Here is a 15079-nt window from a genome sequence, read left to right as displayed (position 1 = left end):
TTCTTTTAAGGTATTGATTTTCAATGGTTTTGGAGGCCTGAAAATATATCCTTTATTTTTCCAAACATAAAGGTTATTTTTTGAATTATAACCTTTGTGTTTGAAAAGATAAAGGATGTTTGAAAACGAAGTCTTTTAATTGGGCTTGAATGGAAATGTTAATTCATTCAAGTTTTCTTATAATTCACCTGCTGCTTTCTTGTGTTTTGTCAGACTTAAACGAAGGGCAGCGTTGGCATTTACACAGTCTGAACCGGCTTTTTGCCAGGCGGTTTGCGCTTCGAGGTAATCAACCAAGGTAGCCATGCCGGTTTCGTACATGTCTTTATGAGTTTTGAGGTTCTCTTCCGCTTCAATCAATGAGTTTTGTGTAAGCGCTACTTCAAGCGTCGCTTCATCTACATCATTGATGCTTTTCATCAGTTCTAATTCCATCTTTTCGTTGGCATCCGCCTGTTTCAATTCAGTGATTTTTTGTTCGGTCCGGGCCGAACGGATCTTGTTGCGTCCTTCTCCCCATTGAAATAATGGGATGTTGACCGATATAACGGCGGCAAAGGAACTATTGTCAAACATCGGTTTGTCGTTCATTTTTAACCCATGCATATAGTTGTACATGGCTGCCACCCCTACGCTTGGCAGAAATTCACTGCGTACAAGCCGGGTTTGTTGCTGCTTGAGTGCAACTTGCTTGTCCAGCATGGCGTATTCCGGGCGTTTGGTAATATCGGCCTGAAAAACCGTAATAGCGTCCGGCGTTTCAAAAGAGTCGGGGAGGGTTATTTCCGTTGTGAGGGGTAAGCCCACGATGTGGCAGAGATTCATGCGTGCTAAACGTATGGCGTTTTCCGCTTTGCGTAGTTGCAGTTCCGCTTCATTCAATTTTACCTGCACCTTCAATACATTGTTTCGTTGCACCATCCCTACTTCGTGCCCGGATTGTACATTGCGAAGGAGTTCGTTTACCACGCCTTTGTATTGCCGGGCTACTTTGTGTAGTTCGCATACTTTTACGTAAGTCCAGTAGGCTTCGTCGGTCAGAACAAGCACCTCGCTACGCGTAAGATCTCCATTGAGTTCGGCCAATTCGTGTCCTATTTTTGCCATTTCATAGGCGGCCGCTATCTTTCCTCCCATAAATAGGGGCTGTTCAGCTTTGATTCCGGCTGTGTAGGAGTTGTTCAGCTTGAAGCGAAACTCGGTGTCCGGCATATAGGCGTATTCTTTAAAAACCTGCTCTCCACTTGGCAACGTGGTCAGGATATTGGGAACCAAAGTGCCGTCCGGTCCGGGCACGAAAGTAGGCAGATAGCCGCCCGGAAGGGTGAGTTTAGACTCCGAATCGGAAAACAAATAATTACCCGTTAATGAAAATTTGGGGAAATAATTTGCCCGGTAGGCCTTAACATCGGTTGATGCCTTTTCGCTCGTTTTAGCGGCTATAGCCATTTGTTTATTGTTTTCGAGCGCCATTTCACGGCATTGCTCAAGCGTCATTGTTTGTTGAGCTGTCAGTCCGTAAACGGAAAAAAGGAGTATAGTTGTGATAGAATAAATAATTCGTTTCATTTCATTTTGATTTTAAAAAATGCTGCATAGAGTATCGGAATGAAAAAGAGCGTAATAAGCGTACCCACAAGCAATCCGCCCATAATTGTAACGGCCATAGACCCGAACATATCGTCAGACAGAAGCGGGATCATGCCGAGTATTGTTGTTAACGAAACCAAGATAACCGGACGAAAACGAATTACGGTACTTTCAATCAATGCTTCTATCGGTTCTACGCCGGAAGCCAGTTGCGCGTTAATCTCATCCATAAGTACGATTCCGTTTTTAACCATCATACCGATCAATCCGAGTACACCGACAATCGCCACGAAACCAAATGTTTTGCCCGAAATCAGCATACTGATTATAACACCTGTGAATATTAATGGAATACAACAGAAAATGATCAAAGGCTTTTTGTAATCTTTAAACAACATGATCAATATAGCCAGAATAAGGATGATCGCTAACGGAAGATTCTGGAACAGATACTTCATGGCTTCTCCGCTTGCTTTGTTTTCTCCTTCCCATTGCATGCTGTAGCCGGAAGGTAACGGTATAGCTTCTATTTCTTTAGCAACGCTTTGTCTGGCTTTCTCAGCCCCAACACCATAAGCAGGGTTGCATTGGGCGCGTATGGCGCGTTCGCCGTTGTAACGTACCACTACCGGGTCTTCCCATTTGAAGCGAATGCCGTTTGAAGCCTGACTAAGTGGTACTGTTTGAAGCACAGAGGCGATCAGGTCTTCCTCCGACAAAGCACCGGTCATCAGATTTTGCAGATTCTCACGACTTAACGCGGATAATGACGGGATCACACTGAATACCGATGTGTTATCCAGATTCTCAATCGGGTTGCCATCCTTGTCGACCGTTTTAAGATAGATCGTCTCACCGTGTATTCCATCATAGAACTTTCCGGTAGGAATACCTCCCGTTGAAGTTAGCAAGGACAATCCGATATCTTCACGGCTTAAGCCTACATTGCGCGCGATAGGTTGGTTGTAGTCAACCATAAATACAGGAACCTTAGGCTCCCAGTTTGACGTGACCAAGAATGTGTTCTCGTCCTTTTCCATAATGTCTTGCGCTTGTTTTGCCAACTCTTTCAGTACAGCCGGATCCGGACCGTTGAATTGAACTTCAATAGGATACTTCTTGTACATCAGGTTGTAACGTTTTAAGCGGACATACGCGCCCGGATATTCATTGCTGAGTTTCTCCTGAATTTCTTCCATAGAAGCCACAAGCTCTTTGGGCGATGCGAAATCAACGATCAACTCTCCGTACGACAAGGATGGATCGGCAATGCTGCGCACCAGATTATACCGACTCGGTGTTCCTCCCACCGAAGCGGTAACATGTTTAATATCTTCCCGTTTCAATAAATCGTCACTGATCTTCAGTAGGTCTGCTTTTATCCGGTTGCTGTTTGTTCCTTCCGGTAGTTTATATTCAATATAAAGCTGGTCGTAATTCATGTCCGGGAAAAACCCTTGAGGCAGAAAACGATAACAAAATGCACTTGCGGCAACAAGCACGATAGCTGCTGCAATAGACACGGTTTTATGTCCTAATCCCCATCTTAAAACTTTCCGTAGGCCGTTATAATATTTGCTGTTAAACAAATCTTTGCTGCCGTTTTTGTCCGGTTCAATATGTATGGTCTGATCCGCCTGAATCGGAATCTGAGTTAAGGCAAGCAACCAACTCAGTAAGAGAGAAACGGCAAGCACTATAAATAAATCGCGCACGTAAACTCCTGCTGTGTCCGGTGATAAGAATATAGGAAGAAAGGAAAGAATAGCGATTAATGTAGCTCCAAGCAAAGGAATACCTGTTTTGCGTCCGATATTTGTCATCGCTTCCCTGCGAGGCTTCCCCAATTTCAGATCAAGCAAAATGCCATCGATTATCACTATCGCGTTGTCTACCAGCAAGGCCATAGCCAGAATAAAGGAGGCAAGAGAAACCCTCTGCAAGGTTCCGTCCATCATACTTAGGATAAAGATCGAACCAAACACGGTGACCACCAAGCTCAACGCGATGATCAGGCTGCTTTTAAATCCAACGATAAAAACCAAAATACCAATAACGATAACGGCCGACATAATAAGATTCAGAATAAACGTCTGCAAAGCATCGTTCACCCGGTCAGGCTGAAAAAACACTTTATTAAAAGCAATTCCCGCAGGGATCTTTTCCGCTTGCAGCTCTTGCAATACTTGATCAACCTCTTTGCCTAATTGGGTAACATCGGTTCCGCTTAATGCCGAGATGGAGAAGCCAAGAGCCTTTTGTCCGTCATACATCATTTCATTACGTACCGGCTCTTCGTATCCCTTAGTAACCGAGGCAATATCTTTCAATCGGAGTTGATCGCCTTCATGCCCTTGCAACAACAGGTTCGCGATGTCGTTTACCGAGCGATACCTGTCGTTCACAGAAACACGCAAACGAACGTCGCCTGTTTCGTAATAACCGGAATAAATAGTTTTGTTTTGCCCGTTGAGGGTAGCCAACACTTCGGCCGGATGAACGCCTAAGTAGGCCATTTTGTCCTGATAAAGACTTATGTTAATACACTCCTGTTGTTCGCCGTATATTTCTACTTTCGATATACCTTCAATGTTCTGTATTCTTTTCTTCGCCAAATCAGCGTATTCACCGATTTCACGATCCGAAAATCCGTCTGCCGTAATGGCGTAAAACATCCCGAACACATCCCCAAAATCGTCTTTAACAATAGACGCTGAAGCTCCCTGGGGCAGTAAATGTTGCGTATTGCTCACTTTCCGACGAAGCATGTCCCAGTATTGTTCTACCTCTTCCTCTGGAACAAGGGTTGATAGTTCGACCGTAATCATTGAAAGATCGCTCAAAGAACGACTTTCTATATAATCGATATTACTCATCGAACGAATACTTTTTTCAAGTACATCGGTCACTTCCAGTTCAACCTCATGCGGTGATGCTCCCGGATAGGTGGTTATAATCAACGCCTGCTTTACCTTGATTTCCGGATCTTCCAGCTTACTCATATTCTGGTAGGAGAGAACGCCTCCTACAATAAATGCCGCAATGAAGAAGTAAATCAACTTACGGTTATCTAATGCCCATTTTCCTATGTCCATTATAATAATCCTCCGATATTAGTAGATGAAACTTCCGGAAGAAGTTGTACTTTGTCGCCTTCTTTCAAACTATGTATACCGGCAGTAACAACAATAGCTCCTGCTTCGGGTCCTTCGGATAGAATAACTGTTCCGTTCAGCAGTACTTCAGCGACTTTCACTTTTCTCGCACTGATCCGGGAATCTGACGGATTATAGACCCATACAAAAGAATCCGACTCTTTTTCGAAAATCGCAGATAACGGAATGGATACCTTTCCGTCGCCTTCGTCATTGTAAAAGATGGACACCATAGTCGTCATACCGGGAGTAGGAGACACGCCATTTTGTTTCTCTTTAAAGTTCAGACGCATGGTATAAAGCTGATTCATATTGGCCTTCCGGTTAACAGCAATCATCTCGAGCGGAAAAGAACGCCCGCCCAATACATCTACCGAACAACTAAATTCGGTAAAGCTTGCCCGTTTCAGAAAATCGGATGAGGAAATATTTACCTCTACTTCAAGATTTCCCGAATTAATCATAGAAAAAACCGGATAACCTGCCGCGATCGTCTCATTCTGTTGAAATAACCGCTTTTGTATGTAGCCCTCAAAAGGAGCATACAGACGGGTGTCGTCTAATGCCTTTTTGTGCGCATCGTATTTTGCGGTGATTTGTTTTAGTCCGTATACCGCTTTTTCGTAGTCGTTTGTTGTTACGCTACCTCTTTCATAAAGGGCGATAATGCGTTCGGCTTCCCCTTTGATCTGTTTATATTCCGCTTCTGTTGCTGAAAATTGTATTTCATAATCCTTCGGATCCATTTCAGCCAATAACTGTCCGCGTTTCACCTGGTCGCCTGCATTTACATATACTTTCTGTATTGTTCCGCTTACTTTAAACGAGAGATTCACGTCTAAAGAAGCTTTAATCTTACCCGGAAGTAAAATTTCCTGCTTGTTTTCGTGTGCAAACACAGTTGTTGTTTTCACAAAAGGAATAATCGCCTTATTTGACTCTTTTTGAGAACAAGACGGGAGTAAAAACAAGATAATACCTAATAGTCCTAATGTTTTCATTTTCATTGTCGAAGTTTTTATTGCAAAGTTCCGTCTTTAATTAAGATTAAGAAAGTCCTATAAATCGGAGAAATATACCAAAAGGTCGAATTTAAGTTTGATGACTGTTTGTTTCTTTGCATATTTGCATACGAAAGAATAAAATATGAGCGAGAAAGTATTTGATATAAGTCTGGAAACTATCTGGAGAAGAATCGAGACAGATTCTTTGTCCAACGAATTTGTTGTTTTTGATAACTTTGAAGACACAACGAAAGTGCTCGATTTTTTAGAAGTGCCTGAGTATCCTATGCGTATAAATCTGAATATGATTATTCTGTGCACTGAAGGATCATTAAGGTTAAGGCAAGGGGTTAATGAAATCGTTCTGTCGGAAAATAAGTTTGTTGTTATCCTTACCGATCAGATATTCCAGATGCTGGAATTTAGCCCGGACTTTAAAGCGGGTTTTATGTTAGTGAAAGATGAATTCTTACTTGAACAAAATGATATCCGCAGTCTGCTGTTTAATATTGGCAAAGCAGTAACATGGAAATCCTGTTATTCTATCTCCCAAGAACTTATGCAGGAGGAAAGCTCTCTTTTTAGAGGTATCCGGAATACGATTCGTCAAAGAGACAATAAATACCGGATAAATATTATCCATCATTATTTCAGGATCATGTTTTACCACGTTTGTCATATTTTTTTCTCAGAACAGGAAAAGCTGGTTGAGGCAAGCAGCAGACACGACGAAATATTTTATCGTTTTATCCGTGACGTTAATGATGAGTTTTATCAACATCGTAAGATACAGTATTATGCCGACAAAGCCTCGTTGACTCCTAAGTACTTTTCTAAAATCATTCTGGAAGTAAGCGGCAAGAAAGCGTCAGACTGGATTGATGAATATGTGATACTGGAAGCCAAAACACTACTAAAGAATACATCACAAACTATTCAGCAGATTAGTGATAGGTTAAACTTTTCGAACCAATCTCATTTCAGTCGTTACTTTACTTCGCATACCGGAGTTTCTCCGTATGCCTATAGAACAAAATAAAAAAAGTGTCTTCAAAATCGTCTGATAGACGTGCTTTGAAGACACTTTTGTTTGTTTTATAATCCTGCGCCGTGGCAGTTCTTATATTTCTTTCCACTTCCGCAAGGGCAAGGATCGTTTCGTCCTACTCTTTTTTCTGCCCGTATTGGTTCGTGGCGTTGCTGTTGTTGTGTATTGGGCAATGGCGGCATCTGCGGATTCCCTTGATCTGCGGATCTTCCGGTGCGATAACGGCTCATGTCCTGTTTGCGTTCAGGTGCTGCCTCTCTTACCGCTACTCGTTGACGAGCTGCTTCCTGATCTTCGGCAGATTCTTCGCGAACCGGGATTTGTCCACGCATCAGGATTGCTGCTGTTTTGCGGTTCATCACGTCGACCATTGTTTTAAACAGGGTGTACGATTCAAGTTTATAGATCAACAATGGATCTTTGTTTTCATAACTTGCGTTTTGTACGGAATGACGCAGTTCATCCATTTCACGGAGATGTTCTTTCCATGATTCATCTATCGTATGCAGTGTGATTGCTTTCTGGAATGATTTTGCTATTACCTTACATTCGGTTTCATAGGCCTCTTTCAGATTGCAGGATACATTGTACATTCTTTTACCGTCGGTAATTGGGATCATGATGTTTTCGTATTGCGCTCCCTGGGTTTCATAAACCTGCTTGATCACAGGATTAGCTACTTGCGCTATACGTTCCATTCTACGTTTGAATGTAGTTAATGTGGTGTCAAACAACTGATCTTGTAGTTTGTCGGCTTTTGTATCTTTGAACACCTCTTCAGTAAACGGACTTTCAAGAGCAAATGTCTTGAATAATTCCAACTTGAAACCTTCGTAGTCATTATCTTCAGCGTGCTGATCAACAATGGCGTTGGAAGTGTCGTAAATCGTATTAAGCACATCTAATCCGATACGTTCACCCATTAAAGCATGGCGTCTACGAGTGTAAATTACGGTACGTTGTGAGTTCATTACGTCGTCGTATTCCAGCAAACGCTTACGAATACCGAAGTTGTTTTCTTCCACTTTTTTCTGTGCGCGTTCCACAGACTTGCTTAACATGCTGTGTTCAAGAACTTCGCCTTCTTTGAATCCAAGTTTATCCATTAAACCGGCGATTTTATCAGACGCAAACAAACGCATCAAATCGTCTTCCAATGAAACAAAGAATACGGATGAACCCGGGTCTCCCTGACGTCCGGCACGACCACGTAACTGTCTGTCTACACGACGGCTTTCATGTCGCTCAGTACCTATAATAGCCAAACCTCCGGCAGCTTTAACTTCAGCGGAAAGTTTAATGTCGGTACCACGACCGGCCATGTTCGTTGCAATTGTAACCGTTCCGCTTTTACCAGCCTGAGCAACAATGTCTGCTTCACGTTGGTGCAACTTCGCGTTCAGTACATTATGAGGGATCTTTCTCAGATTCAACATACGGCTAAGCAATTCGGAAATTTCCACAGAAGTCGTACCGACAAGCACCGGGCGTCCGGCTTCTACCAATGCACCGATCTCTTCAATAACAGCCGAATACTTTTCGCGCTTTGTTTTGTAGATACGGTCATTCATATCTTTACGGGCAATCGGACGATTGGTTGGAATAACCACAACATCCAACTTATAGATGTCCCAAAGTTCACCGGCTTCTGTTTCTGCTGTACCGGTCATACCCGAAAGCTTGTGGTACATACGGAAATAGTTCTGAAGGGTAATTGTCGCGAAGGTTTGTGTAGCAGCTTCTACTTTTACGCCTTCTTTAGCTTCAATAGCCTGATGCAGACCGTCAGAATAACGACGACCATCCATGATACGTCCGGTCTGCTCGTCTACGATCATTACCTTATTATCCATAACAACATATTCGTCGTCTTTTTCAAATAAAGTATAAGCTTTTAATAACTGATTGATTGTATGTACACGCTCGCTCTTTACGGAATAATTCGCGAGTATTTCATCTTTTTTAGCTTGTCTTTCTTCTTCACCTCCGGGTTCATTATCCAATTGCGACAGTTCGGAAGTAATATCAGGCAAAACGAAGAAGTGAGGGTCGTCCGTTTTTCCGGTAAGCAAATCAATACCCTTATCGGTCAATTCAATGCTGTTGTTCTTTTCTTCAATGACGAAGTACAGATCTTCCGTAACAAGGTGCATGTTACGCATGTTATTTTCCATATAGAATGCTTCAGTTTTAAGCATTCCCGCTTTGATACCCGGTTCACTTAGGAATTTGATCAACGCTTTATTCTTTGGGAAACCTTTGAATGAACGGAAGAGTAGAAGGAAACCTTCTTCTGATACTTTACTATCAGAACTGGTTATTTTTTGTTTTGCTTCAGTCAATAATTTGGTACAAAGATTCTTTTGCGCATTCACTACGACTTCCACATTCGGGCGGAACTGTTCGAACAGTTGTTCTTCACCACGTGGAATCGGACCGGAAATAATCAATGGTGTACGCGCATCGTCGATTAACACGGAGTCTACCTCATCGACAATCGCGTAGTTATGTTTACGCTGTACGAGATCGCTTGGGCTGACGGCCATGTTATCGCGCAGGTAGTCGAAACCAAATTCATTGTTTGTTCCGAAAGTAATATCAGCATTATAAGCTGCCCTACGCGCATCCGAGTTTGGTTGGTGTTTATCAATACAATCCACAGATAAGCCATGAAACATATATAATGGCCCCATCCATTCCGAGTCACGTTTCGACAGGTAGTCGTTCACCGTTACCACATGCACACCATTACGAGTCAGGGCATTCAGAAACACCGGCAGGGTTGCTACCAATGTTTTACCTTCACCGGTAGCCATTTCCGCGATCTTACCTTTGTGTAAAACCACACCACCAAACAGCTGTACATCGTAATGAATCATGTCCCAGACAATTTCATTACCTCCGGCAGTCCACTGATTCTGGAAAATCGCTTGATCTCCTTCAATACGTACAAAATCATGTTTTGCCGCCAAATCACGGTCAAAATCAGTTGCTGTAACAATAACTTCTGCATGCTCAGTAAAACGACGAGCCGTATCTTTAACGATTGAAAAAACCTCCGGCATTACCTCTACCAGAACCTCTTCCATTTTATCGGTAATCTCTTTCTCAATTTTATCAACTTCAGCCCAGATCGTTTCACGTTCTTCGAGCTCTTTGTTGTCAATATTTTTGCGAAGTTCTTCTACTTTACTTCGTTCGTCAGCTACATAATCCTGAATACGTTGTTTGATTTCTTCAGTTTTAGCACGCAATTCGTCATTAGATAGCGCAGCAATAGACGGATAAGCGGCTTTGATCTTCTCAACGTAAGGATCTATCGTTTTAAGGTCACGTTGCGATTTATTGCCGAATAACTTCGTCATGAATTCATTAAATCCCATACTATAATATTGTATTTTTTTATTCGTTATTTTTTGTTGGTAAACTCAGAAAGTGGTAATTCACGACTCGCGTTCGGCGGTCTGATTCTGAGCACATGAGTAACGGTAGGAGCAACCTCAGTCGCTTTTATCTCACGGTAGATATGTTCAGGTTTTATGCCGTTTCCGAAAAAAATAAGAGGAGTAATAACCGCATTGTTGCGGACTACCTTTGGCTTTTCTTTAGCCACCTCGTTATTGATAACCCATCCCGGCTGAAGTTCCACAATAAGATCACCCCTTCCCAGATGATGTGTACCTTGCCGAAGGGAAGACGTGCCTTCATTCCAGTCTCCCGTTTTTAACGAATAATCGGTTGTAACATGCTGAACGCCGCTAAATTCACGAACAAACTCTGCAGCCTTCATCTGTATTTCGGGCAGGTTTAATTTCGCGTCTTCTATGGCCTTACGGTTCAGGTATATCTGATTGTTGTAATAGCCGGTTACCCAGTTCGTTTGTCCGTAAATGGCCATCAGATACATATTCAGTAAGGCTGTACAACGTTTCGGATGGAATTCACCCCCGGCTAATAGCATACCTTCCGGATACTCTTCAATGCTGCTGTAATAGCCACTTCCGGTAAAAACAATCAACGTATTCGCGAGCCCGATCTTTTTGTCAATCGCTCCGAGTAATTGTTCAATATCCTTGTCTAATTGGTAGTAAGTGTCCTGAATCTCACGGGTATACTCTTTACTCATTGTTCCCCGATAGTTGCCGGCGTAATAGGTGATTGCCAGCATATCCGGACAAGAACGGGTGCCGAACCCACCGTATTCGAGAAATTGCAGAGCCAGTCTGTTGATCTCCTTGTTAATGAAGGGAGACGTTTTTATATTGAGATAGGCCGTACCGCTTTTCTCACTGAATGTATATTTAAAAGGAATGTCTTCCAGTACATAAGGAAAAGCATTCAATTTATCGATTGGCAGAGACGGAGTCCAGGTCATTTGCTCCAAACGGGGAGTCAATGATTCCGTTCCGTTATTATAACGATCTACATACCAGGGAATCCCTTTGAAATAAGTAGTAGTTGCCCATTTTCCGTTGTAGTCGTCCATCCAGAAAGCTCCGTTTGCCGCGTTGCCGGCAGAAAGAATCGCGCTTTCCGCATTTGGTGCGATTGCAAAAACATCGCTTCTGCCTCTGGACGCGATCTTTAACTCATCTCCGATTGTTGAAGCAAGTAACGCTTTAGGCGAATAATTATCGCGCGTATAGTTGCCCAGATAATTGGGGTCGTTTAAAGAAGACGTCTCTTTGCCTTTGTTGAAATCGTACTTTTTATCCGAAGCAATTCCATGATAACACGGATTGCTGCCGGTAAAAATGGTAGCAAAAGCACTTGCCTGATCAACATTCGAAAATTCGAAACGTATGTTCTTATACATACGCCCTTCATTCATCAGACGTTTAAAGCCACCCTCACCAAATGTATTGTAAAAATACTCTATATAATCTCCCCTCAGTTGATCAACGGTTATGCAAACAACCAATTTGGGTGCTTGTTGTTGAGCCTCCAAATTCGTTACCGCCAAAATCGCGATCAGCGAGGTTATTAATCGTCTCATTTTATTTTCTGTGTTTTATATCTGTAAACCGCAAATACCGACCTTATCCAAAGGGTCAGAATCAGAGGTACAAAAGCTATGTTCAAATGCTGTGGGATAAACATCCATCCCGGCAACAAAATCGTAAGCGCCACAAAGTTAATAAAATGATAGCAAAAAGCCGCCTTCGCAAATCTTTTTACTGCAATTAGTAATACGCCGACTAAGTGTAACGGATGCAACCAAACAAGCGACCAGTTCGGATATACACAAGGGTGAGTTGATATGAAGCTGAGAAAAAACAACACACACCCGGCAATTCCGGCTATGGTAAATAGTATTATATCCAAATATTTAGCCTGTTTCTTTCTCTTCCATTCCCAATAGGTAATACCTGCGGTAACCAATAAAATCAGTAAACTACAGACAATAGGCGTAAATAGCTCCGGAGGATAATTATTTATTTCCGGTTCGAAGTCGGCTAAAGGGATAACCGCTTTTATTAATGAACGCGAACTGCCATCTTCAGATTTAACAGTCGCTGTTTTGAACGCACTTTCCAAATGTTCGGGGAGGAACATCTTTTCGCGCGGTGTCGCTAAGTCGTCAGTCGGACTTCCTAAAGCGAGGTCGCAACCGAAGGTAAGCCAATGATGCCCGCGCGTACAATAATTAATCAGATCCCGAAAGGTCTGTTCCGGCTGATCGGTATTGTAGATTATACGTCCGTTTATGTGCTGCTCTACGATTGAAACAAGTCGCGTCGCACAATTATCAAAAAAGAAATTATACCGGTATACCCGGTTTTCCGGTAGATAATTAATAAGCAGCGCATCCCATATCTTGTTCTTTTCTTCTGTGGTCAGGTTGAGAACCAATTCGTTAACATAGCTGCCCCTCATCTGATATTCAATCATGTAATCCAGAAATCCGGCAGCCCCTAACTTGTAATCCGTTTCCCCTTTGGCAAATCGATATAAAAAATTAGAACTGGTGAAATCGAACAGCCCGTAGTTGAATATCGTGTCGAAATTTTGAGCCGTATCTTTAATGCGAAAAGCCGCGTGTCCGTATAATGTGAACGATTTGTCGTGAGAAGGGCCGCAGATAAGTAAACTGATTTCCGACTCCTCACCTAAACTGACCTTTTGTTGGGCCGACAGGGGTAGGAGCGAAAGCAGAAATAAATACACAATAATATATTGTCGCATGTTTTTTTTGCAAATGTAAGAAAAAACTCTTGTTTCTAAACGAAGCAATAAAATTGCCCGTGATAGAGCTGAAATCGAAGGTGAAAACGGCATTAATTTACCCGCTAAAATGCGATTTTCAAAAACGTTGAAAATCAACACATTCTTTACTGTGATTTTTATAAAGGTTATTTTTCGAAAAATATCCTTTATTTTCGAAAAAATATCCTTTATGTTTTTAATCGTATTACTATGTAAAAAAAGGAATGATTTTTTAGGGCTGTGTGTTTTTGATCATTCCTATTATGAAACCCGCATAATTTTTATGTAAGTTTGTATTCACGAATAAAAAAGCGACAAATGGATAATTATATTGTATCGGCCCGGAAGTATCGCCCCTCCACGTTTCGTAGTGTGGTAGGACAAAAATCTTTAACGACTACGCTGAAAAATGCTATACAAACCAATAAATTAGCCCATGCCTACTTATTTTGTGGTCCGCGTGGTGTGGGGAAAACCTCCTGCGCGCGTATTTTCGCGAAAACAATAAACTGTCTTAATTTAACGGCTGAAGGAGATGCTTGTAATGAATGCGAATCCTGTAAGGCGTTTAATGAACAGCGATCCTATAATATACATGAGTTAGACGCGGCTTCGAATAACTCGGTAGACGATATCCGCTCCTTGATAGACCAGGTGCGAATCCCACCGGCAATCGGAAAATATAAAGTTTTCATTATTGACGAGGTGCACATGCTAAGTGCCGCGGCTTTTAATGCATTTCTGAAAACACTGGAAGAGCCGCCCCATCATGCTCTTTTTATTCTGGCTACAACAGAAAAACACAAAGTGTTACCAACCATTCTTTCGCGTTGCCAGATATATGACTTTTCCCGCATCTCAATTGCGGATATGGTGGAACATCTGGAATATGTTGCTTCTTGCGAGAATATTATTGCCGAACCCGAAGCGTTGAACGTTATCGCGCAAAAAGCCGATGGAGGTATGCGTGACGCTTTATCTATATTTGATCAGGTTGCCAGTTTTAGCGGAGGGAACATCTCTTATCAGTCTGTAATTGATAACCTGAATGTACTCGACTATGAATATTACTTCCGTCTGACTGAAGCAATATTGACCGGAAATGTACGCGCGGCTATCCTTACGCTCAACGATATTTTAGGCAAAGGTTTTGACGGGCAGAATATTATTACAGGCTTAGCTTCGCATTTTCGCGACTTGCTGGTCTGTCGTGACGAGGCTACATTAATTTTATTTGAAGTAGGTGCTTCTATTCGGGAGCGATACAAGGAAATGGCAAAACGCTGTTCCGACACCTTATTATATAAGGCAATCGAATTAGCGAACGCATGTGACCTGAACTATCGCACCAGCCGGAATAAACGGTTACTGTTAGAACTCACCCTGATTCAGCTCTGTCAATTAACAGCTAAAGGACCGGAAGACGATAAAAAAAAAGGACTGATTGAAACTCTTCCTAATCAGGAAGGACAACCGGTTACGGCACCAACACCTGTTACTGTAACAAAAAATCCCACTTCTCAACCCCAGGTTATAACTACTACAATGCCTGTGGACGCGCCTGTTAAGGCACCGGAAGTACCGTCGGCAAGCCCGGCGAAAAAAAGTTTTTCAGCCCGTCCTACTATGGGGATTTCATTGAAAGAGATAGGGCAGAAAAAAGAAGAGGTAAAGTCTGAAGCTAATCAACCTCAAACAGAAACGGTACTGAGTACTCCTTTTGACGAAGAAAATCTGCTTCGTTTTTGGAAAGAATTTATTGATTCGACGGGAGAGAAAGTATACTTAAAAAATACAATGATAAATTGCGAACCGGTATTGCAGGAAAATTTTCATTTTGAAGTGGCTGTACATAACCCGGGGCAACAGAATGAATTGACGGTTAATAGTATTGATATTCTTTCCTTCTTACGTGCCAGGCTGCACAATACGAAAATACAAATGCGTGTAAGGATTGTAGAGACAAATGAGAAGCATCTCGCTTATACGTCAACCGAACGATATGAGCATCTTTTGAATCAAAATCCTGCCCTCGCCCGGTTGAAAGATGAGTTTAATCTGATCTTAGATTAAAC

8 protein-coding genes are annotated in these 15079 nt (G+C 42.2%); 2 read left to right on the top strand and 6 right to left on the bottom strand.

Annotated features, from left to right (window positions below; translation table 11 throughout):
• Positions 1-177 precede the first annotated feature (177 nt).
• Genes B9Y81_RS04835 through B9Y81_RS04825 form a run of 3 tightly spaced genes read right to left on the bottom strand, consistent with a single transcriptional unit; the run spans position 178 to position 5752 of the window.
• Entirely contained in the window at positions 178-1569 is a 1392-nt protein-coding gene (locus tag B9Y81_RS04835) for a TolC family protein (RefSeq protein ID WP_085535860.1), read from the bottom strand.
• Positions 1566-4685: an efflux RND transporter permease subunit gene (locus tag B9Y81_RS04830; protein ID WP_085535859.1), complete on the bottom strand. Its 3120-nt coding sequence runs from the start codon at positions 4683-4685 to the stop codon at positions 1566-1568. Before B9Y81_RS04830 ends, B9Y81_RS04835 begins: the two co-directional genes overlap by 4 nt.
• Positions 4685-5752, bottom strand: a complete 1068-nt coding sequence (locus B9Y81_RS04825; protein ID WP_085535858.1) for an efflux RND transporter periplasmic adaptor subunit — start codon at positions 5750-5752, stop codon at positions 4685-4687. The genes B9Y81_RS04830 and B9Y81_RS04825 overlap by 1 nt, the downstream gene beginning before the upstream one ends.
• A 139-nt stretch (positions 5753-5891) precedes the next feature.
• Here B9Y81_RS04825 and B9Y81_RS04820 point away from each other — a divergent pair, with 139 nt between their 5' ends.
• Positions 5892-6788: a helix-turn-helix domain-containing protein gene (locus B9Y81_RS04820; RefSeq protein WP_085535857.1), complete on the top strand. Its 897-nt coding sequence runs from the start codon at positions 5892-5894 to the stop codon at positions 6786-6788.
• Between the two features lie 56 nt (positions 6789-6844).
• On the opposite strand, the gene secA is transcribed toward B9Y81_RS04820, so the two are convergent.
• Genes secA through B9Y81_RS04805 form a run of 3 tightly spaced genes read right to left on the bottom strand, consistent with a single transcriptional unit; the run spans position 6845 to position 12983 of the window.
• Positions 6845-10180: a preprotein translocase subunit SecA gene (secA, locus tag B9Y81_RS04815; protein ID WP_085535856.1), complete on the bottom strand. Its 3336-nt coding sequence runs from the start codon at positions 10178-10180 to the stop codon at positions 6845-6847.
• A 26-nt stretch (positions 10181-10206) separates the two neighbouring features.
• Positions 10207-11793, bottom strand: a complete 1587-nt coding sequence (locus B9Y81_RS04810; protein WP_085535855.1) for an alkaline phosphatase family protein — start codon at positions 11791-11793, stop codon at positions 10207-10209.
• Positions 11790-12983, bottom strand: a complete 1194-nt coding sequence (locus tag B9Y81_RS04805) for a lipoprotein N-acyltransferase Lnb domain-containing protein (protein ID WP_085536004.1) — start codon at positions 12981-12983, stop codon at positions 11790-11792. Before B9Y81_RS04805 ends, B9Y81_RS04810 begins: the two co-directional genes overlap by 4 nt.
• Before the next feature lie 339 nt (positions 12984-13322).
• On the opposite strand from B9Y81_RS04805, the gene B9Y81_RS04800 reads away from it, so the two are divergent.
• Positions 13323-15077, top strand: coding sequence for a DNA polymerase III subunit gamma/tau (locus B9Y81_RS04800; protein WP_085535854.1), 1755 nt, complete (start codon positions 13323-13325; stop codon positions 15075-15077).
• Positions 15078-15079: the final 2 nt, after the last annotated feature.

The sequence above is a fragment of the Massilibacteroides vaginae genome, from assembly GCF_900178525.1.
GTDB lineage: Bacteria > Bacteroidota > Bacteroidia > Bacteroidales > Tannerellaceae > Massilibacteroides > Massilibacteroides vaginae.
Note: the sequence above shows the minus strand (reverse complement) of the source record. Positions and strands in the feature narration are given on the sequence as shown.

Excerpts from the sequence above, each read along its gene's own strand:
- B9Y81_RS04830 (WP_085535859.1), bottom strand. The coding sequence starts at position 4,685 with ATGGACATAGGAAAATGGGCATTAGATAACCGTAAGTTGATTTACTTC.
- B9Y81_RS04805 (WP_085536004.1), bottom strand. The coding sequence starts at position 12,983 with ATGCGACAATATATTATTGTGTATTTATTTCTGCTTTCGCTCCTACCC.
- secA (WP_085535856.1), bottom strand. The coding sequence starts at position 10,180 with ATGGGATTTAATGAATTCATGACGAAGTTATTCGGCAATAAATCGCAA.
- B9Y81_RS04800 (WP_085535854.1), top strand. The coding sequence starts at position 13,323 with ATGGATAATTATATTGTATCGGCCCGGAAGTATCGCCCCTCCACGTTT.
- B9Y81_RS04810 (WP_085535855.1), bottom strand. The coding sequence starts at position 11,793 with ATGAGACGATTAATAACCTCGCTGATCGCGATTTTGGCGGTAACGAAT.
- B9Y81_RS04835 (WP_085535860.1), bottom strand. The coding sequence starts at position 1,569 with ATGAAACGAATTATTTATTCTATCACAACTATACTCCTTTTTTCCGTT.
- B9Y81_RS04820 (WP_085535857.1), top strand. The coding sequence starts at position 5,892 with ATGAGCGAGAAAGTATTTGATATAAGTCTGGAAACTATCTGGAGAAGA.
- B9Y81_RS04825 (WP_085535858.1), bottom strand. The coding sequence starts at position 5,752 with ATGAAAATGAAAACATTAGGACTATTAGGTATTATCTTGTTTTTACTC.